Here is a 22,336-nt window from a genome sequence, read left to right as displayed (position 1 = left end):
CTGTTGAAGACTGTTCATGTTGCCGCTGGGATCATTCGCAAGGAAGGATCTGACGAGCTGCTTGCCGTGCAGCGCGGCTATGGCGACATGCTGGGACTTTGGGAGTTCCCCGGTGGCAAGCTCATGCGCGGCGAGACGCCCGAGGACGCCGTACGCCGCGAGCTCATGGAAGAGCTGCAGGTTAAAGTCACCAACCTGCGCGATTTCTATACCGTTGAGTACGACTACCCAGATTTTCATCTCTCCATGGAGTGCTACTACTGCTCGCTCGCCGATGAATCCGATGAGCCTCAGAAGCACGACCGCCAGCTCGATATCCGCTGGATTCCGCGCACCTCGCTTGCCACGGTTGAGTGGATGCCCGCCGACAAAGGGCTCATTGATGCTCTGATTGAGCTGAAGGAAGACCGGCTCGAGGCAAGCTCCGCCGATGAGGCCGCGCCCAACACAGCCGACAAACCCGCCACCAAGACCAAGCGCACACCTAAGCGCCGTAGCAAAAAGCGTCCCAAGCCCGGCCTGCTGGACGGCATCGACACCTCGGACCTTTCCGCTGACGAGCGTGAGCTCGTGCGCCGTCGCGCCGCCATCAAAAAGTCCATGAAGGGCAACAAGCGTGCGAACACCAAGCCCGAGCTGCTCGTTCGCCAGCGCCTGCGCGCCGCAGGCCTTACGGGCTATCGTTTGGAATGGAAGGTTCCCGGCAAGCCCGACATCGCCTTTCCCGGGCGCAAGATCGCCATCTTCGTCAACGGCTGCTTTTGGCACCGTTGCCCCAAGTGCAACCCTAGCCAGCCCAAGCGCAACGTTGAGTTTTGGGAGGCAAAGTTCCGTCGCAACGTCGAGCGCGACCGCGCTGCCGTGGCAGCGCTCACTCAAATGGGCTGGACACCCATAACCATCTGGGAATGCGAGCTCAAAAAAGACCGCATCGACGCCACGATGGAAAAGGTCATCGAGCAGGTGCGCGCCGCAGAGCCGCAGCGCTAGGAACGAGCCGCCCACACGCCTCACACAGGCGAGCCATATCCGCGTCACAAACCTTAGAAAGTCCTTAAGCTCAAAACCTTTCAAGAGTGTTACTCGATACCTCTGACCTGCAGTTTCATCGTAACACCAAACCAGGTTAAGCCTTTCTTTAGCGCTTCTTTGCAGCAGCCGCGGCATAATACTGCCAGCGCACGGGACCTAGCAGCACACCCCGTGCGCAACCTTTCGGTGGACATCGAGGAGGCCGCATAAGCATGCATTCTTCCAATGCCGTAACACGGCAGCCATCCCTAAAACATGCAGACCTTTTCTCCTTCCCCCCGACACAGAGAAACGGCCTCCTCGACTCCCCCACCACAAAAGCCAAACGCTCAACCGACCAGGAGCTCAACCTGCGAGCATCCTTCGATAAGCTCCAAGCATCCCTAAACAAGTCATTCCCCAACCAAGCCCGGGCATACTAACCCCTCATCAACAAAGCGCCCCTCGCGCCCCATCCTTTCCGCCCCAACGCCACAAGGGCGATCGAGCAGGACGGCTTGGGCGGGTCCCCGTACTTAGTTTCCAAAATCATTCCGCAGCGCGAAGGCCCCCGTTGCCAACGCTTCGTAGAAGCGAGGCAACGGGGGCCTTCATGCGCGAGGACGTTTTGGAAACTAAGTACGGGGACCCGCCCAAGCCGTCCGGTGGGATCAGAGCACCCTTGCTGTTACTCTGCTTTGCCCACAGAGTTGAGGTTGGTCATGCGGATCTTAACCAGCTCGGTGATCTCACGCATGCCCTCCTTGGCCGGCTTCTTGGGATCGAAGCAGGCGGGGTTCTCGGCCATGTAGGCCATGAAGCCCTTGGTGTAGGCCTGACGCAGCTCGGTGGCGTAGTTAACCTTGCAGATGCCGTTCTTCACAGCCTCGGCAACCTGCTCATCGGGCACACCGGAGGTGCCGTGCAGGACCAGCGGCACGTCGACGGCGTCGCGGATGGCCTTGACCACGGACTGCTCGATGTGCGGATCGCTCGTGTACACACCGTGGCTGGTGCCAACGCCAATTGCGAGGGAGGTGCAGCCGGTACGCTCGACGAACTCCTTGGCCTCGGCCGGATCGGTGTAGGGGCTCTCGCCCTCAACCGCGGGACCGTCGTCCTCCTTGCCGCCAACCTTACCGAGCTCAGCCTCGACGGGCACGCCCATGGCGCGGCCAGCGTCGGCGACGGACTTGGTCAGAGCGATGTTGTCCTCGAAAGACTCGTGCGAACCGTCAATCATGACAGAGGTGTAGCCAGTGCGGAAAGCCTGCATGCAGCGGTCATAGCCATCGCCGTGATCGAGGTGCAGAGCGACGGGCACGGAAGCGCGCTCGGCGGCAGCCTTGACCATGCCGTAGAAGTAGTCCAGACCAGCGGTCTTGATGGTGCCCGGGGTGGTCTGCATGATGACGGGGGACTTGGTCTCCTCGGCAGCAGCCAGAACGGCCATAACAAACTCGAGGTTCTCAACGTTGAACGCGCCGACGGCGTAGTGGCCGGCCTGAGCGTCCTTGAGCATCTTTTCGGTGGTAACAAGTGCCATGAGCGTTTGCTCCTCTCCCTCGCCCGCATCTGGACATCGGGCGTAGTTGTTCACAAGGCGTTTTACCTTGCGTTTTACTGCGCTCATTGTATGAAATTCAGCGTCTTTGCACGTGCGAGATATTGAGCCCATGCAGGTCAATACCGTCATTTTTGAAAAGTAAACGGAAGGAATTGGAGCCGAGTGGGCGTGTTCGATATTGAATTTTGGGCGTTGAGCGTCTTTCTTTTATAGAAAAGATAAGTAATCGAAAGGTGTTTTCTTACTCAAAAAGAAAATGAACGAAAATAGAGTCAACACAATTCCTGCAAATTTAGCCGAGAATGGAGCAGACATGACCCAAGCTACCAACCGTGCTTTTGCCGACGAACGCCGCGCCGCCATCATGGAAATGCTCGAGCACAACGCCTCGGTGCAGGTAGCAGAAATCGCCCAGACCTTTGGCGTGTCCTCCGTCACCGCCCGCGCCGACCTGGACGCGCTCGCCGAAGCAGGCAAGCTGCGCCGCACGCACGGCGGTGCCGTATCACTCCACAAACGTCTGACCGTCTCCACGCAGGATCGCCGCATCAATGTCAACGTCGCCGCCAAGCAGGCCATCGCGCAAAGCGCCATCGAGCTCGTCAATGACGGCGACACGCTGCTCGTCGACTCGGGCACCACGGCGCTCGAGTTCGTCCGGCTCCTCGATCAACGCGACGGTATCACCGTCATCACAGCAGACATTACCATTGCCGATTACATCGACGAGAGCATGCCCTCGGTCGATGTCGTCATGCTGGGCGGGGCGTTGCGCAAAGGCCATCGTTATTTGTACGGACCGCTCACTATGCAAGCGCTCCAAATGGTCCATGCCGATCTTGCCGTCATGTGCCCTGGCGCTTTTGTCCCCAGCTGCGGCTTTACGACCGACTTTCCCCAGATGGCCGAGACCAAAACGGCTATGATCGCCGCGGCCCATCAAAGCGTCGCCCTCATGGACGCCAGTAAGGTCAACGGACGCGGCATGTACCGTTTTGCCGAGCTTGCCGACGTTGACACCATCGTGATGGACCGTGATCCCGACGATGCCGTCGCCACATCAATCGCCGAAGCCACTGACAGCGCACGTCCAGCCCTCGTCATCGCCCGCATCTAAAAACAAAAACCACCACAAAGGTGCCTGTCCCCTTTGTGGTGGTTTGAGCGTCAAAAGTGAAAGTGTCGCTACTTGGACAGCTCGTCGGCAAGGGCCTCGATCTGAGCGCGCGAGGCGTCGTTGAGCGAGCCCAGCACAGTCACCTTGTTCTGCGTCAGGGTGATGTCCTTCATGCCCTCGAGCTCCTTGGTCATAACCTTGGCAGCTGCAGGCGCCCAGGAACCGGACTCGACAAGCGCCACGGTGCGGTTCTGGTAGGCATGCTCGGCGAGCGTGTGGATAAAGGTGCTCATGCACGGGAAGATCTCGCCCTGATAGGTGATGGAGGCGAGCACCAGGCGGTCGTAGCGGAACGCGTCCTCAACGGCCTCGGCCATGTCGTCGCGAGCCAGGTCAAAGACGGAAACCTTCTGGCCGCGGGCCTCGAGCGCAGATGCAAGCTCCTCAACGGCAGCCTTCAGATGGCCGTACACGCTCGCATAGGCAATCGTGATGCCCTCGTCCTCGGGCTGATAGCTCGACCAGGTGTTGTAGGTGTCGAGGTAATAGCCCAGATTCTCGGTAAGAACAGGACCATGGAGCGGACAGATGATCTGGATATCCAGATCGGCGGCCTTCTTGAGCACGGTCTGCACGAATTTGCCGAACTTACCGACGATGCCAAAGTAGTAGCGGCGCGCTTCGCAAGCCCAGCCTTCCGGGTCCTCGATGTCGTTGGCGCCAAACTTGCCAAAGCCGTCGGCACTAAAGAGCACCTTGTCGGTGGACTCGTAGGAGAAAATCACCTCGGGCCAGTGAACGTTGGGGGCGCCGATAAAGGTCAGGCTGTGGCCGCCCAGGTCGAGCACGTCGCCCTCTTTGACGACCATCTTACGCTCGGGGTAGTCGGTACCAAAGTAGTTGACCATCATGCGGAAGGCGCCCATGCTGGCCACAATCTGTGCCTGGGGATAGCGCTCCATAAAGGCGGCGATGCCGGCGGAGTGATCGGGCTCCATGTGATGGACGACCAGGTAGTCGGGCGTACGGCCGTCGAGCGCGGCCTCGAGGTTGCCGAGCCACTCGTCAACAAAACCGCCGTCGACTGAATCGGCGACAGCGATCTTTTCGCCCAAGATAACGTAGCTGTTGTATGCCATACCGTTCTCGGACACATCGTACTGGCCCTCGAACAGGTCAATGTCGTGATCGTCGACACCGATGTAGCGGATATCTTTGGTGATCTCCATCAGGCAAAGCCTCCTAGATAGACAAAAGAACCCGTCTATCATAACACTCGTCTTCATAGCCACGGCTATCCGTCAGCATCCTTACCGATTGTAATTGAGGCGGAATATACTGCCGTTGACCTGCACAAACTATGCGCGCAGTATCGCCGTGCTATGTCGAATAATGAGCTGGCCGGGAATACGAATGGCAACGGTTTTGCCCGCCGTACCCGCCTCGGGAACCGCATGCTCAAACACCTCGCGCCCACGTTGATGCAAGTCGAATCGAACGGTCGTAAGCTCGTTATGCGCGACAAAATCATCGAGCGAATCGTCGACACCCACCACGCTCACGTCCTCGGGCACGCGCAGACCGCTATCGCGCAGCGCGGCAATCGCGCCATTTGCCATCTGGTCGTTTGCCGCGTAAATCGCCGTCATGGTGCGGTCGTGCTCGGCCAGATACCTGCCGGCTTCGTAACCGCTGTTGGCAGACCAGTCACCCTCGAGCGGCTCTACCGGCTCGATGTGTTTACGCTCGAGTGCATCTTGCCAACCGGCGCGACGAAATTGCTCGTCGACCGAGAACGACGGGCCGCCAATATAGCGAATCTGCTCGTGCCCCAGCTCAAACAGGTGATCCATAAGCAATAGCGAGCAGCCGTAATGGTCGGAATCGACCGTGGTCACGCGCGGATGCGCGTACATGGTAACGATGACCGTGCCAATGCCCGGCAGTGGATCAAACGTCTCAAAATCGGGCGCCATGCGGCTCATGCCGATGATGATGCCGTCCACCGGCAATGCGGCCATACGACGCGTGGCCTCGGCAAGCGAGAATTCCTCGGTCTTGGACATCTCGACCAGCGTGATGGCGCAATTATGCTCGCGAGCAGCGCTGGCGATGCCGTCGATCATTGAGAGGTTGCCAAACTTGGTGACATCGTTGATGCATAGGCCTACCGAATGGTAACGGCCGTCGCGCAGCGAGCGACCGGCATAACTCGGACGAAAGCCGAGCTCTTGCATAGCGGCCTGCACGCGCTGGCGCGTCTGCTCGTTGACGTTGGGCAATCCGTTGGCAACGCGCGAAACCGTCTGCTGCGAAACACCGGCAGCGCGGGCAACGTCAGCCATGGATACCGGACGCGTACCTGTATCGTTGGAAGGGCGCCTTGCCACAAAATCACCTTCACCCTTGCGAGATATGAATAGCGTGAATGCCGGCCCGGGCAGAAATACATCCCGCGCCGAGGCCCGCTATCGTCGGACGCATGTTAACGTACTCTACTTTTTCTATCTGCATCTCTTCTGCTTTATAAGTCCATACGGCAATACCGTTCACGGCTGAATTTCTACCGATTACCAGATTCTCAAATAGTGACAAGAGTTGTGTTATGAGTACGTTAACATAGCCCGTAACGTGCGGTATCGTGAACACTTGGTTCATGCCGCTTTAAGTTGTTAACGTACTCATAACGACGCAAAACTCGCCCGTGCGCACCAAGGAAAGGACTCCCATGACCACCCCCGACGAAAAGACATTCGCCACGCTCACCAAACTGTTTGAGGAGGAGTTTGGCCCCATCGGCGACCGCCAGGTGCTCTATGTGCACGCGCCCGGCCGTTCCGAGATCAGTGGCAACCACACCGACCACGAGGGCGGCCACGTTATCGCCGGCTCGCTCGATGTCGCCGTCGACGGCATCGCCGTGGCAACCGATTCCAACAAGGTTCGCGTAGCCGACGAGGGCTATCCCACGTTTGAAATCGCGCTCGACACGCTAGACGTTCAGGAGTCCGAGAAGGGCACGTCCGCGAGCCTCGTCCGCGGCATGGCCCACGAAATCGCTGCTCTGGGCGTTGAGCCCCAGGGCTTCGACTTCGCCTTCACCTGCTCTGTCCCCTCGGGCGGCGGCCTTTCCAGCTCCGCTGCTGTCGAGGCCGCGTACGGTCGCGCCATGGAAACCCTCTGGGGCGCACCCGCCATCGAGCCCGTCGCGCTCGCCCAGATGAGCCAGCGCACCGAGAACAACTATTACGGCAAGCCCTGCGGTCTGATGGACCAGGCCGCTGTGTGCCTGGGCGGCCTTGCCTACATGGACTTTGAGGACCAGGCTCAGCCTAAAACCCAGAAGCTCGAGCTCAATTTTGAGGATCACGGTTATGCGCTCGTGCTCGTTAAGGTTGGCGCCGACCATGTGGCAGCTACCGACGACTACGCCGCCGTTCCGCGCGAGATGCAGGACGTCGCTGCCGAGTTTGGCAAGGCACGCCTGTGCGAGGTAAACGTGGCGGACTTTGACGCCAAGCTCCCCGAGCTGCGCGCCAAGCTGGGCGACCGTGCCTGCCTGCGCGCCGTTCACTACTGGTACGAGAACGGCCTGGTCGATAAGCGCTGGGCGGCCCTGAACGCCGGCGACATCGATCAGTTCCTGGTCCTGACGCGCGAGTCCGGCGCCAGCTCTGCCATGTACCTGCAGAATGTCGTTGCCAAGCTGGGCTCCGAGCAGCCTTCGATGTATGCCCTGGCACTGGCCGAGCATGTGCTCGACGGCCGTGGCGCCGTCCGCATCCACGGCGGCGGCTTTGGTGGCACCATCCAGGCCTTCGTACCGCTCGAGCTTGTCGGCACCTTTATCACCAAGATGAACGGCTGGCTGGGCGAGGGCTCTGCCCGCCACTACGCAATTTCTGACAAGGGGGCCTACGCGGCATGGCTGTAATGACCGACGTGCGCGAGGCCGCGCAGAACCTGATCGAATACGCTATCCACCGATCGATGATCGGCCAGGACGATCGCATCTGGGCCTACAACACCATTTTGGAGTGCATCGGCGCCACGGGCCCGGCGCTCGACATGGCCTGGGCGCTCCAGGTCGAGAAACTCTCGCTCTTGCACCCCGATACCCTGCCCAACTTTGACCTTGAAGGCACACTTGCCGCGCTTGCCGAGGCGGCTGTTGCCAACGGTGCTGCCGAGGACACGGTATCGGGCCGCGACCGCATCGCCATGCGCATCATGGGCGTGCTGATGCCGAGGCCTTCGGTTGTAAACGAGGAATTCAACGGCCGCATGGGCGTCAACGAGCCCCGCGCCGCGACTGATTGGTTCTACGGCCTGTGCTGCGACGCCGGCTACGTGCGCCGTGCCGCCATCGCGCGCAACATCAAATGGAACACCCCAACCAACTGGGGCGACCTGGAGATTACCATCAACCTGTCCAAGCCCGAGAAGGACCCGCGAGATATCGCTGTGGCAGGTGCAGCCAAGAACACGGGCGAGAAGTATCCCGCCTGCCAGCTCTGCATCGAAAACGAGGGCTATCCCGGACGCTCCGCCGCAGCCGACGGCGGCGCCCATCCCGCCCGCCAGAATCTGCGCGTTATTCCCATTCAGCTTAATGGCGAGCGCTGGGGCTTCCAGTACAGCCCGTACGCGTACTTTAACGAGCACTGCATTGCCATGAGCTCCGAGCATCGTCCGATGCACGTCGACCGCAAGGGCCTGACCTGCCTGCTCGACTTTGTGGACCTGTTCCCGCACTACTTTATTGGCTCCAACGCCGACTTGCCCATCGTGGGCGGCTCGATTCTGTCGCACGACCACTTCCAGGGCGGCGCGCACGAGTTCCCCATGATGCATGCCGCCGAGGTCTCGCAGTTTAGCGTGCCCGGCTTTGACCAGGTCAGCGGTACCGTGTTGCAGTGGCCGCTTTCGGTGCTGCGGCTGCGCTCGCACGACCGCGCCCAGCTGCTCGACGCCGCCGAGAAGATTATCCTCGCCTGGCGCGAGTGGACCGATGAGTCGGTGGGCGTCATCGCGCACACAGCCGACGGCGTGGCGCACAACACCGTGACGCCCGTCATCCGCCGCGTCGACTCCCGCGGCAATGCCGGCGGCGAAATCTACGAGGCCTACCTGGCGCTTCGCTGCAACATCACGACCGACGAGCATCCGCTGGGCGTATTCCACCCGCATGCTGAGTACCACCACATCAAGAAGGAGAACATCGGCCTGATCGAGGTCATGGGCCTTGCCATTCTGCCGCCGCGCCTGGTTCCCGAGCTTGGCGCTGTCCGTGAGCATCTGCTGGCGGCCAAAGCCGATGCCAGCTACGATCTTGCCAGCGCGCTCGAGGGCGACGACCTTTGCCGCAGCCACGCCGCATGGGCCGAGGACATCTTTGCCCGCCGCGCCGACGAGCTTACGGCCGACAACGCCATCGATATCCTGCACGAGGAGGCCGGCGTGGTGTTTGGCCACGTGCTCGACAACGCCGGCGTCTTTAAGTGGGACGAAGCCGGCCGCGCCGCCCAGCAGCGCTTTATCGACTCGCTATAGAGCACGGACCCGGACGCTCAACGGCAGCCCCCACGACATAGCCACCTACACGACAACGGCGCCCGCCGGCAACATCGCCGGCGGGCGCCGTTTTCTGATGCAAGGGTAGCTAATTTGCACCAAAACAAGGAGTGTTCCAAACTGCCGGCAGAGAAGGAGCGCCCCAGGTGCCGACCTAAACCCCACATTATTCGATGGAAAAACGTGGTTACCTCCCACATTATTCGATGGAAAAACGTGGTTTACTCCCACATTTTTCGATGGAAAGACCAAGACGGTCTTATACTAACCATGATCGTTAGGGGGCAGTATGCAGCGACAGCTAATGGACGAACTCATCGCTTGGAAATCTAGGGCAAACCGCAAGCCCCTCCTGCTTAAGGGGGCCCGCCAGACGGGAAAAACCTGGCTTCTCAACGAATTCGCAGGCCAGCAGTATCAAAACGTCATCCGTTTTGACTTTATGCTCGAACCGGGCGCACGTTCGCTGTTCGACGGAAGCCTTGACCCCAAACGCATCATCTCCCAGATAGAGCTCCTGCGCGGCCAGACCATAACGCCGACAGACACGCTCATCATCTTCGACGAAATCCAAGAGGCACCGCGTGGCATCACCTCGCTCAAATACTTCAACGAGCTGGCGCCGGAATACCATATCATGGCAGCCGGCTCCTATATGGGGCTCGCGCTCCGACGCGAAAACGAGTCGTTCCCCGTCGGCAAGATCGACCAGCTTACCATGCGCCCCATGGGGTTTGTCGAGTTCGTTCGTGCCGTCGATGGCGATCCGCTCGCAGATGCCATCCTTGCCGCAGACATGGACCTGCTGGCGAATGTTTCCGAAAAGCTCGAGCGCCTGCTCAAGGAATACCTCGTTGTCGGTGGCATGCCAGAAGTTGTCTCCGCTTTCGCCGCCTCCCACGATTTCATCGAGGCCCGCAGGCTTCAGCAGCAAATCATCGAAGCTTACGAATCCGATTTTGGCAAGCATGCGCCAGCCCGCATCGTCGAGCGCATGAGGCTGGTTTGGAAATCCCTTCCCGGCCAGCTCGCAAAGGAAAACAAGAAGTTCGTCTACGGCGCGCTTCGTCCCGGGGCGCGCGCACGCGATTTTGAGGAAAGCCTCCAGTGGCTCATGGACTATGGAATCGTTCATAAGGTACCACGTGTTTCCGCCCTAAGAGCACCGCTCACAAGCTACGAGGATCTCTCGGGCTTCAAGCTGTTCTGCATCGACACCGGCATCCTCGGAGCACTCTCCGGCCTCTCGCCGGCCATTGTTCTGAACGGGCCCGCTGTTTTTACGGAGTTCAAAGGCTCGCTGACCGAGCAATACGTCGCACAGGAGCTTTTGCTCCAAGGCAAAACTCCCGCGTATTGGTCATCCTCCTCCGGCAATGCAGAGACTGACTTTGCCATCGACCATGCGGGGACCGTGCTTCCGCTCGAGGTCAAGGCGGCAGAGAATCTCAAAGCAAAGAGCCTGAGAATTGCCTGCGAGAAGTTCAAGCTCGAGCGCTGCGTGAGAACATCGTTAGCGGCATATAGAGTGGAGGGCACGCTCGTCAACATTCCGCTCTGGGAGATTGGGCAAATCGACAAGCTGGCATAGGCGCTGTGGAGGGGGTGTCCCGTAAGGAGTGTCCCAAACTGCCGGCAGAAAAGGAACGTCCCTATCTGCCGCATTCCCGAAGCAAGGCAACGCCGATGTCTTGGAAACGACAGCGAGCGGGCCGCATTTGAGACAAGGTGACGTGAAACGAAAGGGCGCTGACCTTCTGGTCGCGCCCTTGAAGTTGAACGTCAGATTGTCCAAATGCGGCCCGCGCAGCGTCGGTAGGTTACGGCGTTTGGTAAAACGCCGTAACTCGACGCCGTAACTCTAAAGCTCCGTTACTTCAACGTTGTTGTAGATCTCGTCCCAGCGGTCCATGACCAGGTGACCGGTCTTGGGATCCATAGCGTTGAGCTTGCCGCAGGTATTGGCGGTCTTGAGCACCGTGACGTCGTCGGCACCAGCCGCAATGGCATGCGCAAAGCCAGCGATGGTCGAGTCGCCGGAACCCGTTGCGTTCACAGCCGCAATCGCGGGCGTCTTGGCGCGGAACGCGCGGCCCTCATGGAAGCCAACCGAACCGGCAGCGCCCATCGAAACGACAACCCAGGGGATACCGGCAAAACGGTCATCGGCGGCAAGCGCCTCGCGCAGGGCATCGACATCATCGGTCGTAAAGGACGTACCCAGTAGGCCGTTAATCTCGGTCAGGTTGGGCTTTACGAGCTCAGGCTTAGCGTCGGACTCCAGCGCGGCCTCCAGCGATGCACCCGAAGTGTCGAGCAGCACCTTGGCGCCCGCCTCCTCGGCGATCTTGACGAGCTCGGCATAGTAGCCGGCATCGACGCCACGCGGCAGCGAGCCCGAAAGCGTCACAACGTCCGCCTTCGCTGCAAGCTCGGCAAACTTGGCCGTAAAGGCCTCGAGCTCGGCCGGAGCGATCTGCGGGCCGCTCTCCAGCAGCTCGGTCTGATTACCCTCGTGCAGAATATTCAGGCAAATGCGCGTCTCACCGGCGATGGGCACAAAGTCGTTCTTGACGCCGTCGGCATCCATAAGCTCGGCCATATAGGCACCCATGTGGCCGCCGAGCAGGCCGGTCGCGAGCACGTCGTCACCCAGCTGCAGCAGCACGCGACTCACGTTGAGGCCCTTGCCGCCAGCGGTCTTTTCGGGTGTCACACGGTTAACATCGTCGATGATCAGCTTGTCGAGCTGATAGCGCGTATCAATCGACGGGTTCATGGTAACGGTCAGAATCATGTTGAACTCCTGTTCCGGGGCGGCATAACCCGCCCCAAACATACGATAGCTCGTTAAAGGATCTCGATCTCAAAGCCGCGGGTGACGGTCTCTCCCGGCTTGGCCACCAGGCAGCCGCGCTTGTGCTCCAGAATATCGTCCTCGTCGGAGCAGGTGGACAGACCACCCCACGGTTCCACGGCCACAAAGTCGCCCTCGGGCTTGCTCCACACAATCAGGTATGGCATATCGGGGAACGTCAGGCGCACGCCCTTGTCCTCGGTTTTCTTGGTAAGCGTAACCACGTGGCTCTCGAGCACGTCAAAGATGGTCTCTGCGAAGTCAAAGAGTTCGTGGGTCAGCGGCAGGTCATGGCCAACCATCGGGTTCTTGCTGCGATGCTCAACATCAATCAGGCCCGTCGAGGGAACGGCAGTACAGAGCTCGGCGGCCTCGCGCTGCTCAAAACGGAGCTCGTAGTCGTCGTAGGACTCGCCCTCGTCAAGCGGGCACTTAAAGCCAGGGTGACCGCCCACAAAGAACGGCATGTCCTCGGTGCCCTCATTGGTCACCTCGTACGACACGGCCACCTTCTCCACATCGATCGTGTAACGAGCAACGATCTTAAACGGATACGGGTACTGCTCGAGCAACTCGGCATGGTCGGCAGAGCTTAAGCTCAGCACAACCATGTTGTCGCTCTGCTCCTCGAGCTTCCACTCCTGCTTGCGAGCAAAGCCGTGGCGGGCGAGCTTGACCTCGCGGCCGCCCATGGTCATTGCGCGACCGTCACGAAGGCCGCCGCAGATCGGGAAACAAATGGGTGCCTGGCCCGACCACACCGCCGGGTCGCCCTGCCACAGGTACTCACGGCCGTTGGCCGTAATAGAAGTGAACGATCCGCCAGCCGTGCTCAACGCAATGCGGACAGAGCCGTTATCAAGAACAAACTCCATGGGAATCTTCTCCTTCACATATCATCTCGCACGATCCATTGTGAACGTCGTGCCTTTAGCAGAAAGGTAATGAGGCAGCGCCGCAAACAAAAGAACAATGCACGTCCAGCCCGCTGGGCCAATTGGGCTGATAGAAAACCGGCCCGCGCCCCCTCACAGAAACGCGAGCCGTCAACGGACTAGTTAATTACGCCGGATACCCGCTAATCATGGTATTCGCCGCGGTCCCACTTCTCGAGGAACTCGTCAAAGAAGTGCGGGTCAGCCTGAGCCTCGGCGTCGGCCTTGTTGCAGGCATCGATCTTGGCGATCAGGGCATCGTGCTCGGGAGTCTTCTCGTAGGGCTCCTCCAGGAAGGCAAGCATGATATCGGCCATCAGGAACTCGCCGGTGATCTTGCCGCCAAAGCCCACGATGTTGGCGTTGAGCTCGCGACGGGCATACAGGGCAGAGGTCATGTCGCGGACCAGGGCGCAGCGGGCGCCGGGAACCTTGTTGACGGCGTTGGTGATGCCGATGCCGGTGCCGCACAGGGCCACGCCAAAGTCGGCCTTGCCGCTGGCAACAGCCTCGCCCACGGCCTTACCGTAGATGGGATAGTGCGTACGGGTGTGGCTGTAGGTGCCGCAGTCGAGCACCTTGTAGCCAGCCTGCTCCAGGCGGTCGGCCAGATAGATCTTCTCGTCCGTAACGATATGGTCGCAACCGATTGCGATGGTCTTCTTCATCAGAACGTCCTTTCGTCTGAATTCACAAGTTGAGGTAGAAGTTCGAGTTCTCGGTGGCTCTCGTTAGGCCATCTTGTTGAGCATGTCGACACGGATCTGGTGACGGCCGCCGGCGTACTGGGCGCGCAGGAACTCGCGGGCGATCTTCTTGGCGACCTCGGTGCCCACAACGCCCGGGCCCATGGTGACCATGCGCGAGCCGTTGTGCTCGCGGGTCATGTAGGCGGAACGCTCGTCGGAAATGTTGGCGACGACCATGCCCTTAATCTTGACGGCGGCCATATAGGAGCCGACGCCGTACTTATCGAATGCGAAGCCCTGGGAATCCTTGTGCTCCAGCAGGTCCTTGGCAACGGCGGTCGCGGAATCGACAAAGTCCGCGGCAGGGGTCTCGGAATAGTCGACGACCTCGTGACCGTCGGCGATGAGCATCTCCTTGATGGACTCCTTCATCGACATACCGTCGGCATCGGAAGCGATTACAACCCTCATGACATCCTCCTTGAGAGATACGCAGGTGCGTAGTTTCTGTTTGGAAGTGTTGAATCGCGTTCAGGTCCGGGCATCTGAATGTGCGGTTCTTCACTGTTCATGTTTATTTGAACACATTCGAACATCAACTGCAAGAATTATTTGTTTATCTTTGTTCTTTTTTGAACAAATACCGTTCACGAATGATTGCCGACCGTCTGGACCCGGCGCGGACGTAGCGACCGCGTATTCAACAAACAAAAGGGCGGCCGAGAACGTGTCTCGGCCGCCCTTCGGCAGTATGCCCCGGTATATACAGCTGTTTTAGTTACTCGGACTGCCCGCCCTTCTTGGTATGCTTGGACGGAGCACTCAGGAAGCGGCCCGTCAAATAGTTCGCGGGACCGGAGATATCAATCCCCAGCAGGGTGTGCCCCAGCCACAAAAACGCCGCGAGCACCAGCAATGGAATCACGCACGAGGTCACGATCATCACGATGACGCCTTCGATAAGGTCGGTCACCTGCTGCACAATTTCATCGGTCATCTGCTTGGCGCCGCTGGTCACCGACGTGACGAGACCCGAGGCGCCGTCGGCAAGCTGCTCAAGCACGTTCTTGGACTCTGTGGACCCAGTATTTTTCTTGCTTGCTTTGGAGCTATCGCTATTTGCCGCACTCGCAGCGTCGGCCGCCTTTTGCTCGGCCGCCTCGATGCTAACGTGATACGTTTCGTCGACCTTCTGCGACACCCAAACGCTTGCAGGCACCAACGCCATGCCAATTATGGCGACCACCAGCACACGCGTTGCTACGCGGCGAATGACCGCGCTCGTGCTCCAGCGTCCGTGAATGCCAAGCGACACCGCGAAGAGTACGAGCGAGAACGGAATCAGGATGCCCAGCCCGACCGACCATAAAATGGTCAGCAGATATTTTTCGAGGTAGAGCACGGCAAGCACGATACCCAAGTTTCCCGAAAGCTGCGCGAGCTGCTCGGCAACTGGCGTTCCCGTATCGCCCGGCAGCGCAGTGATACCCGCAGATAGGGCGACGCACGAGGTTGTGAGCGCCAAAACATTGCCCTTCTTTTGATCGATGACCTCGATGGTGGAGTCCCAAGTCTTGGTATCGGCAAAATGCGGACGAGCTACAAAGCCCGACAACAGCGCCAGTACCACGAGCGCAACGATAAAGCCAATCTGCAGCTTTTTGTTTGCGCACACGACATCGGACAGGCTGGGCTGCAGCTCGGTTACCGTCGTATGCTCGGTTATCTGGACAGGACGCCCATGAGCCATCTCGTGCGCATCTGTCTTTTGAATCAATCCGTTGTCCGGCATTTGGACACCTCCTCATTCCGGCCTGCATTGCGGATGGAAGTATACCCACCCATCGAAAAACCGAACGGAAGGGCGTGCAGAAGCTCCAAGACTGCCCCCAACGACTAGTCGTTTAAGAACGTCCCCAATGACTATCTCGGGATGAGTTGCGGTGGAATAGGGATTGTTTTGTGCCCGCCGGCCCCTATTCAGTCTCTATTTCACCGCAACTTGGAGGAGGACAGAAAAAGCCCTGCCGCGGGTAGCGGCAGAGCTTTTGGAAGGGGACTTGGTTGTGAGGGCTCGTTAGGCGAGCTTGGCCTCGAGCTCGGCGATGCGCTTGTAGGCATCGATGGTAAAGCGGGCCTGCTTCTCCAGGATCATGGTGGTCATGAGAGTATCCTGAGCATGGGCCATGATGAAGGTCATCTCCATCTCGCCGCCGCCGGCCTCCTGCGAAAGCAGCTTGGTCTGCGTGTCGTGGGCGCCGATAAGTGCATCGCTGGCATCCTTGTGCAGCTGCTCAGCCTTCTCAAAATCACCTTCGCGAGCAGCATCGAGCGCTGCAAGCAGATCAGTCTGGGCGTCGCCCGCGTATGCGACAATCTCGAATCCAACCATCGAGATTTCTTCTTTGGTTGCCATGTTGCGTTCCTTTCACATATGAACCAATGGAGAGCATCGCGTCCGGGCATACGCGCTGCGTTGTGTATGACAGAAACAATAACATTCAAACAAAAAAGAACAGCGCAAAACGTAATTTCGAGCTATGAACGGTCACTTTTCGCCCGTGAACGGTTTTTAAACCAATTTGAACAATATCGAACACAATTAGCGGCAACCCAAACAGATCCGCGCCCTAGCGTACATCGCGCACCGTATCGCCCTCGACGAGCACGCCCGGAAACAGCATGTGCTCCACACCGGGTTCAACGCCCTCGGCGCCGGCAATCTTGTCGACCGCCCACATGCCGACGCGCTTGTTGTCAAAGCGCACCGTAGTCAGGCGACAATCGGGCACGATGTCGCCCAGACTGTCATCAACACCCACCACGCTCACGTCCTGGGGCACGCGCTTCCCGCGCGACTCGAGCCCACGGATGCAGCCATATGCCATGGCATCGTTGGAGGCATAAATGGCCGTACAGGTCGGATCGTCCGCCAGAGCCTGACCGGCAGCATACCCGCTCTGTGCCGTCCAATCGCCGCGCACGAGCTGCGGGGGCTCAATGCCATGCGCACGCAATGTCTCGCGCCAGCCTTCCTCGCGCCGCATGCCCGAAAGCGAGCGCTCGGGACACGAGATAAAGTGCACGGTTTTGTGCCCCCGTCCCAGCAAGTACTCGACCACCTGGCGCGAACAATCGAACTGGTCGTTATCGACCGTTGAACAGAGCGGGTGCTCCAACATCGTAACGAGCACCGTCTGCATGCCGGGCAGCGGCTCGAAGGTTCCAAAGTCCGCCGGCATGCGGTTCATAATCACAACCATGCCATCCACCGGCAGTGCGCTCATGCGCGACGATGCGCTCTCGAGGGTATAGGGGTGTCCATCTACTTTAGTGAGGGTGATGGCATAGCCGTGTTTGTCGGCCGCGGCGGCAAAGCCCTCCATACGGTCGAGGTTGCCGGTGCCAGTAATGTTGAACATGGCGACGCCGACGGTCTTAAACTTACCGCGGCGCAGCGATCGACCGGCAAAATTGGGGCGATACCCCAGCTCGCGCATGGCGGCACGCACGCGTTCCTTGGTCTCGGGGCGCACGCTGGGCGAATCGTGCACCGTACGCGAGACTGTCTGCTCCGAGACGCCCGCGAGGCGCGCTACGTCTTTGACGGATACCGATTTTTTAACAGCGGCCATAGATCGATCTTTCTATGTCAACGATGCCATTGGTGGCACCCTGCGCATTCAAATGAAACGTCTTCAAGTATATCCAACGCCTCCCCCACCATACGCTCACCACCCAAAACCTACCGTTCACCGACATTTTTGCTTCCCCGAACGGCTTTTAGCGCCCAAATGTTAACGTTGCCATTGTGCAAACACAGAGCCACCGGGCGGCTCAAACGTTTACGCGTAAGGAATCGACGGTTCGCAGGCACAGGAACCACCGGTTCGCTTCTTTTTTTTGTGTCACAAAATGGCAACGTCAACATTTTGGCAACCGAACGCCAAAAGCTACCATCGTTGCTAACCCACCGACTCTTAGGAGCATTGCATGGAGCAACTTATCGCCATCATCGAAAAGGGCCAGCCCTTTTTCAACGCGATCGCCCGCAACAAGTACCTCAAGGCGATCCGCGACGGCTTTATCTCCGTCATCCCCATCATCATCTTCTCGTCCATCTTCTGCCTGGTAGCCTCGGTTCCCAACATCTGGGGTTTCTACTGGCCCGATGACATCAACAACGCCCTGTGGAAGTGCTACAACTACTCCATGGGCATCCTGGCCATCGCCTGCGCCGCCACCACGGCCAAGCACTTCGCCGACGCTCAGAACCGCGATCTGCCCAAGAACAACCAGATCAACTTTATCTCATGCATGTGCGCGGCCATCATCGGCTTCTTGCTCCTTTCGAGCGACACCATCGCCACGGACGCCGCCAGCGGCTTCAACACCACCTACCTTGGTTCCAAGGGCCTGCTGACCGCCTTCATCGCTGCGTTTGTGACCGGCATCATCTACAAGTTCTTCATTAAGCGCAACATCACCGTCAAGATGCCTGAGCAGGTTCCGCCCAACATCTCGCAGACCTTCAAGGACATCATCCCCTTCTCCGTCTGCATCACCGTCTTTTGGGTCTTTGACATCGTCTTCCGCGCTGCTTTTGGCTTCTGCTTTGCCCAAGGCGTCATCCAGGTGTTCCAGCCCCTGTTCACCGCTGCCGATGGCTACATCGGCCTCGCTGTGATCTACGGCGCCATGAGCCTGTTCTGGTTCGTGGGCGTCCACGGCCCCTCGATCGTCGAGCCCGCCATCGCCGCCGCTCTCGTTGCCAACATGACCGACAACCTAGCTGCGTTCCAGGCTGGCCAGCACGCTTCCGCTGTCCTGACCCAGGGTGCCCAGTACTTCGTCGTCTGCATGGGCGGTACCGGTGCCACGCTCGTCCTGGTCTTTATGTTCTGCTTCCTGGCCAAGTCCCAGGAGATGCGCGCCGTCGGTAAGGCCGCCATCGTCCCGGTCTGCTTTGCCGTCAACGAGCCGCTGCTGTTCGCCGCACCCATCGTGCTCAACCCCGTCTTCTTTGTCCCGTTTGTCTTTGCCCCGATCGCCAACATCTGGATCCTCAAGATCTTTATCGACTTCTTGGGCATGAACGGCTTTATGTACACCCTGCCTTGGACCGTCCCCGGCCCCATCGGCACCATCATGGGCCTGGGCTTCCAGCCGCTCGCCTTTGTGATGCTCGCCCTTATCTTGGTCGTCGACTTCGCTCTGTACTATCCGTTCTTCCGCGCCTATGACGCCCAGAAGTGCGCCGAGGAGGCCGAGATCTCCCAGGAGGAGCTCGCCGCCAAGAACGCCGAGAAGGCCGCTAAGCTCAACGATGCCTTCCAGGGCAAGGCTGACGCCAAGAGCGTTGCCGCCGGCGCTGCTGCCGAGTCCGTGAAGGCCGACGCTCCCGCCGCTGTCGCCACTGAGACAACGACCGCCAGTGACCTCAACGGCAAGCGCGTGCTCGTGCTCTGCCAGGGTGGCGGCACCTCGGGCCTGCTCGCCAACGCGCTGGCCAAGGCCGCCAAAGAGCGCGGCATCAATCTTGAGACCGCTGCCGAGGCCTATGGCAACCACGTTGACATGCTCCCCGACTTTGACCTGGTCGTCCTGGCCCCACAGGCCGCCAGTTACCTGGCCGACCTGCAGAAGGACTGCGAGCGCGTGGGCAACAAGTGCGTCGCCTGCCGTGGCAAGCAGTACATCGAGCTCTCCCAGAACGGCGATAAGTCTCTCGCCTTCGTGAGTGAACAGCTTTCGAAGTAAGTAACGCTTAGGGCCAGCCGACCATCCACAGCCGGCTGGCCCTTCGATTTAGACGATTGGATCATCATGTCCGTTAACCCTGCTAGCGTCACCAACCCGCCTGCGCAGTTTCCCGAGGACTTTGTCTTTGGCGGCGCCACCGCTGCCTACCAGGTAGAGGGTGAGACCCGCACTCACGGTAAGGGCAAGGTTGCCTGGGACGACTTCCTGGAGGCCCAGGGCCGTTTCTCCCCCGATCCCGCTTCGGACTTCTACAACCAGTACCCCGTCGACTTGGAGCTGTGCGAGGAGTTCGGTATCAACGGCATCCGCCTCTCCATCGCCTGGAGCCGCATCTTCCCCAACGGTACCGGCGAAATCAACCCCGAGGGCGTCCAGTTCTATCACGATCTCTTCGCCGAGTGCCATAAGCACCACGTTGAGCCGTTTGTCACGCTGCATCACTTCGACACGCCGCTTGCCCTCTTTGAGAAGGGCGACTTCCTCAACCGCGAGACCATCGACGCCTTTGTGAACTTTGCCACCTTCTGCTTTAAGGAGTACGCCGACCAGGTAACCTACTGGTTCACCTTTAACGAGATTTGGGCCGATGCCTCCAACACCTACATCGAGGGCACCTTCCCCGGCGGCGTCAAGGCGCATCTGGCCGAGGCCTTCCAGTGCGAGCACAACATGATGCTCGCCCACGCCAAGGCAGTACTGGCCTTCCACAACGGCGGTTTTAAGGGCAAGATCGGCGTCATCCAGTCGCTGGAGTTTAAGTATCCGCTCAACGAGAACGACCCCGCCGACATCAAAGCCGCCAACAACGAGCACGTGCTGCAGAACCAGTTCTTGCTCGACGCCACCTTCCGCGGCGACTACGCGCCCGACACCCTCGAGTGCGCCAACCGCTTGGCTGCCGTCTCGGGCGGCACCATCGAGATCCTAGACGAGGATCTGGAAATCATGCGCGAGGCCGCGCTCTACAACGACTACCTGGGCGTTAACAACTACCAGTGCCGCTTCTTGAAGGCCTACGATGGCGAGAACGACCTGCACCACAACGGTACGGGCGAGAAGGGCACTGGCCGCTGGCGCGTTAAGGGCATTGGCGAGCATGTGAACAAGCCCGGCGTCCCCACCACCGACTGGGACTGGATCATCTATCCCGAGGGCCTGTTCGATCTGCTCGTCTACATTAAGCAGCGCTACCCCAACTACAAGCAGATCTTCATCACCGAGAACGGCATGGGCTACAAGGACCCCTACAAGGACGGTTTTGTGGACGATCAGCCGCGCATCGACTACATCGAGCAGCACCTGCGCTGGTTGCTCAAGGCCATGGAGGTGGGCGTCAACGTGGGCGGCTACTTCCTGTGGAGCCTGCAGGATCAGTTTTCCTGGACCAATGGCTACAACAAGCGCTATGGCTTCTTCTACGTTGACTTTGAAACCCAGAAGCGCACGCCCAAGGCAAGCGCATACTGGTATAAGCACGTGGCGCAGACCCGTCGTCTGGACTAGCGGCTTGCGACGAGCGGTTGGCGGAGTTGCACCGCCCACATAACCTGTCCCCCATTTCTCAGCCGGGGGTGGCACGTCACACGGCGCGCCGCCCCCGGTCTTTTTGGGCGGTTCGGGGTCCGTTTGTCTCAATCTGTAACATCTAGCCGAGTTTTTGGGTCCTAGCTGTTACAGATTGAGACGAACAGGATTGCTCTTTCCGAAGAATCTAAATCTGTAACACGTAGCCCGCTTTTGACCGTCTACCTGTTACAAATCGAGACAAACGGAGTAGGACCTAACCCCGTATGTCCCTAACAGTCGAGCGTTCGACCAGCGTGCTCGGCACATGAATCGCCTCGATAGACGAGCTCTCTCCAATCGCCGCCTCAAACGCAAGCTTACCGACACCGCGCAAATCAAATCGCAGCGTCGTCAGCCGATTGTGAGGAACAAGTCCCTCGAGTGCGTCGTCGATACCAACCACGCTCACGTCGTCGGGCACGGACAGGCCCGCGTTCTCGAGCGCGGCGATAACGCCCAGCGCCATCTGGTCATTTGCCGCAAGCACGGCAGTCGGCGTCTGCGACCCGCCGGCAAGCACCTCGGCCGCAATCCGCTCGCCCATGGCGTACCCACTGTCCGCACTCCAATCGCCACGCAGCATCGGAGCGGCATCGACATGAGCACGACCCAGCGTATCGCGCCAACCGGCCTCACGAAAACGCGAGGAAATCGAGTTTTCCGGACCCGCCACAAACCGCATATTCGAGTGACCATGTTCCAGCAGATAATTGGTCAACAGCTCGCACGAACCATACTGGTCGGAGTCGATCGTCGTGCAGCGCGGATGCGCATACATGGACAGGATGACCGTTCGCACTCCCGGCTGGGGAACAAACTCCTCAAAATCGGGAGCCATGCGGTTCATGTTGAGAATCATGCCGTCGACGGGTCGCTCGACCATGCGGCGCGAGGCATCGGCAAGTGCATAGGGCTTGTCGCCGCCCATCTCGATCATAGTGACGGCAAAATCGTGCTCGCGCGCCGCTTGCATGATACCCTCGAGCGTCGCCAGGTTACCGACACGTGTGATGTTGTACATGCACAGGCCAATAGAACGATACGACCCGCCGCGCAACGCCGCTCCAGCAAAATTGGGACGAAAGCCCAGCTCTTCCATGGCGGCCAGCACACGCTTGCGCGTCTTTTCCGTCACGTTGGGCATACCGTTGACCACGCGAGACACAGTCTGGCGGCTCACGCCAGCGAGCGCCGCAACCTCTGCCGCGCTCGCCGAACGACCATTCCTTGTCTGCTGATCCATGCCTTCCACGCTAA

At 59.4% G+C, this 22,336-nt stretch carries 18 protein-coding genes; 7 read left to right on the top strand and 11 right to left on the bottom strand.

Annotated features, from left to right (window positions below):
- Positions 1–3 precede the first annotated feature (3 nt).
- Positions 4–990 carry a DNA mismatch endonuclease Vsr gene (gene vsr / locus JMJ97_RS06170; RefSeq protein ID WP_260699541.1) on the top strand — a complete coding sequence of 329 codons (987 nt, stop codon included), beginning with the start codon at positions 4–6 and terminating at the stop codon, positions 988–990.
- 709 nt (positions 991–1,699) lie between these two features.
- On the opposite strand, the gene JMJ97_RS06165 is transcribed toward vsr, so the two are convergent.
- Complete coding sequence (locus JMJ97_RS06165) at positions 1,700–2,557, bottom strand: class II fructose-bisphosphate aldolase (protein ID WP_022095149.1); 858 nt, start codon at positions 2,555–2,557, stop codon at positions 1,700–1,702.
- A 334-nt stretch (positions 2,558–2,891) separates the two neighbouring features.
- Between JMJ97_RS06165 and JMJ97_RS06160 the strand changes: the two genes are divergently transcribed.
- Complete coding sequence (locus JMJ97_RS06160; RefSeq protein WP_260699540.1) at positions 2,892–3,695, top strand: DeoR/GlpR family DNA-binding transcription regulator; 804 nt, start codon at positions 2,892–2,894, stop codon at positions 3,693–3,695.
- Between the two features lie 68 nt (positions 3,696–3,763).
- Here the strand turns inward: JMJ97_RS06160 and JMJ97_RS06155 are convergent, their stop codons facing one another.
- Positions 3,764–4,924 carry an FprA family A-type flavoprotein gene (locus tag JMJ97_RS06155; RefSeq protein WP_260699539.1) on the bottom strand — a complete coding sequence of 387 codons (1,161 nt, stop codon included), beginning with the start codon at positions 4,922–4,924 and terminating at the stop codon, positions 3,764–3,766.
- Between the two features lie 129 nt (positions 4,925–5,053).
- Positions 5,054–6,040: a LacI family DNA-binding transcriptional regulator gene (locus JMJ97_RS06150; RefSeq protein ID WP_260699546.1), complete on the bottom strand. Its 987-nt coding sequence runs from the start codon at positions 6,038–6,040 to the stop codon at positions 5,054–5,056.
- A gap of 383 nt (positions 6,041–6,423) precedes the next feature.
- On the opposite strand from JMJ97_RS06150, the gene JMJ97_RS06145 reads away from it, so the two are divergent.
- The 3 genes from JMJ97_RS06145 to JMJ97_RS06135 all read left to right on the top strand — a co-directional run bounded on the left by JMJ97_RS06145 (position 6,424) and on the right by JMJ97_RS06135 (position 10,860).
- On the top strand, positions 6,424–7,629 hold the full coding sequence (locus JMJ97_RS06145; RefSeq protein ID WP_260699538.1) for a galactokinase: 1,206 nt from the start codon (positions 6,424–6,426) through the stop codon (positions 7,627–7,629).
- Positions 7,620–9,248: a UDP-glucose--hexose-1-phosphate uridylyltransferase gene (locus JMJ97_RS06140; protein WP_260699536.1), complete on the top strand. Its 1,629-nt coding sequence runs from the start codon at positions 7,620–7,622 to the stop codon at positions 9,246–9,248. Before JMJ97_RS06145 ends, JMJ97_RS06140 begins: the two co-directional genes overlap by 10 nt.
- A 310-nt stretch (positions 9,249–9,558) precedes the next feature.
- On the top strand, positions 9,559–10,860 hold the full coding sequence (locus JMJ97_RS06135) for an ATP-binding protein (protein WP_260699534.1): 1,302 nt from the start codon (positions 9,559–9,561) through the stop codon (positions 10,858–10,860).
- 270 nt (positions 10,861–11,130) lie between these two features.
- Here the strand turns inward: JMJ97_RS06135 and JMJ97_RS06130 are convergent, their stop codons facing one another.
- The 7 genes from JMJ97_RS06130 to JMJ97_RS06100 all read right to left on the bottom strand — a co-directional run bounded on the left by JMJ97_RS06130 (position 11,131) and on the right by JMJ97_RS06100 (position 17,385).
- Positions 11,131–12,066, bottom strand: coding sequence for a hexose kinase (locus JMJ97_RS06130; protein WP_195361267.1), 936 nt, complete (start codon positions 12,064–12,066; stop codon positions 11,131–11,133).
- Between the two features lie 53 nt (positions 12,067–12,119).
- Positions 12,120–13,001 carry an aldose 1-epimerase family protein gene (locus tag JMJ97_RS06125; protein ID WP_260699532.1) on the bottom strand — a complete coding sequence of 294 codons (882 nt, stop codon included), beginning with the start codon at positions 12,999–13,001 and terminating at the stop codon, positions 12,120–12,122.
- A gap of 203 nt (positions 13,002–13,204) precedes the next feature.
- Positions 13,205–13,729, bottom strand: a complete 525-nt coding sequence (gene lacB / locus JMJ97_RS06120) for a galactose-6-phosphate isomerase subunit LacB (RefSeq protein ID WP_006234831.1) — start codon at positions 13,727–13,729, stop codon at positions 13,205–13,207.
- Between the two features lie 63 nt (positions 13,730–13,792).
- Positions 13,793–14,221 (bottom strand): galactose-6-phosphate isomerase subunit LacA, encoded by a 429-nt coding sequence (gene lacA / locus JMJ97_RS06115; RefSeq protein WP_006234830.1) that lies wholly within the window; start codon positions 14,219–14,221, stop codon positions 13,793–13,795.
- 307 nt (positions 14,222–14,528) lie between these two features.
- Positions 14,529–15,542 carry a hypothetical protein gene (locus tag JMJ97_RS06110; RefSeq protein WP_215673638.1) on the bottom strand — a complete coding sequence of 338 codons (1,014 nt, stop codon included), beginning with the start codon at positions 15,540–15,542 and terminating at the stop codon, positions 14,529–14,531.
- 285 nt (positions 15,543–15,827) lie between these two features.
- Positions 15,828–16,166, bottom strand: a complete 339-nt coding sequence (locus tag JMJ97_RS06105; RefSeq protein ID WP_055252615.1) for a PTS lactose/cellobiose transporter subunit IIA — start codon at positions 16,164–16,166, stop codon at positions 15,828–15,830.
- A 214-nt stretch (positions 16,167–16,380) separates the two neighbouring features.
- Positions 16,381–17,385 carry a LacI family DNA-binding transcriptional regulator gene (locus tag JMJ97_RS06100; protein WP_260699529.1) on the bottom strand — a complete coding sequence of 335 codons (1,005 nt, stop codon included), beginning with the start codon at positions 17,383–17,385 and terminating at the stop codon, positions 16,381–16,383.
- A 358-nt stretch (positions 17,386–17,743) separates the two neighbouring features.
- Here JMJ97_RS06100 and JMJ97_RS06095 point away from each other — a divergent pair, with 358 nt between their 5' ends.
- Together JMJ97_RS06095 and lacG are read left to right on the top strand one after the other, a co-directional pair.
- A complete protein-coding gene (locus JMJ97_RS06095) occupies positions 17,744–19,510 on the top strand; it encodes a PTS transporter subunit EIIC (RefSeq protein ID WP_260699528.1) in 1,767 nt (588 codons plus the stop codon).
- Between the two features lie 66 nt (positions 19,511–19,576).
- Positions 19,577–21,016 carry a 6-phospho-beta-galactosidase gene (gene lacG, locus JMJ97_RS06090; RefSeq protein WP_260699527.1) on the top strand — a complete coding sequence of 480 codons (1,440 nt, stop codon included), beginning with the start codon at positions 19,577–19,579 and terminating at the stop codon, positions 21,014–21,016.
- Positions 21,017–21,293: 277 nt separating this feature from the next.
- Here lacG and JMJ97_RS06085 read toward each other — a convergent pair whose 3' ends face one another.
- The gene (locus tag JMJ97_RS06085; RefSeq protein ID WP_055285449.1) at positions 21,294–22,322 is read right to left on the bottom strand and encodes a LacI family DNA-binding transcriptional regulator; all 1,029 of its coding nucleotides are present in this window, start codon (positions 22,320–22,322) and stop codon (positions 21,294–21,296) included.
- Between the last annotated feature and the right edge of the window lie 14 nt (positions 22,323–22,336).

Origin of the sequence: Collinsella aerofaciens, from assembly GCF_025289055.1 — a bacterium.
Classification (GTDB): Bacteria; Actinomycetota; Coriobacteriia; order Coriobacteriales; family Coriobacteriaceae; genus Collinsella.
Note: the sequence above shows the minus strand (reverse complement) of the source record. Positions and strands in the feature narration are given on the sequence as shown.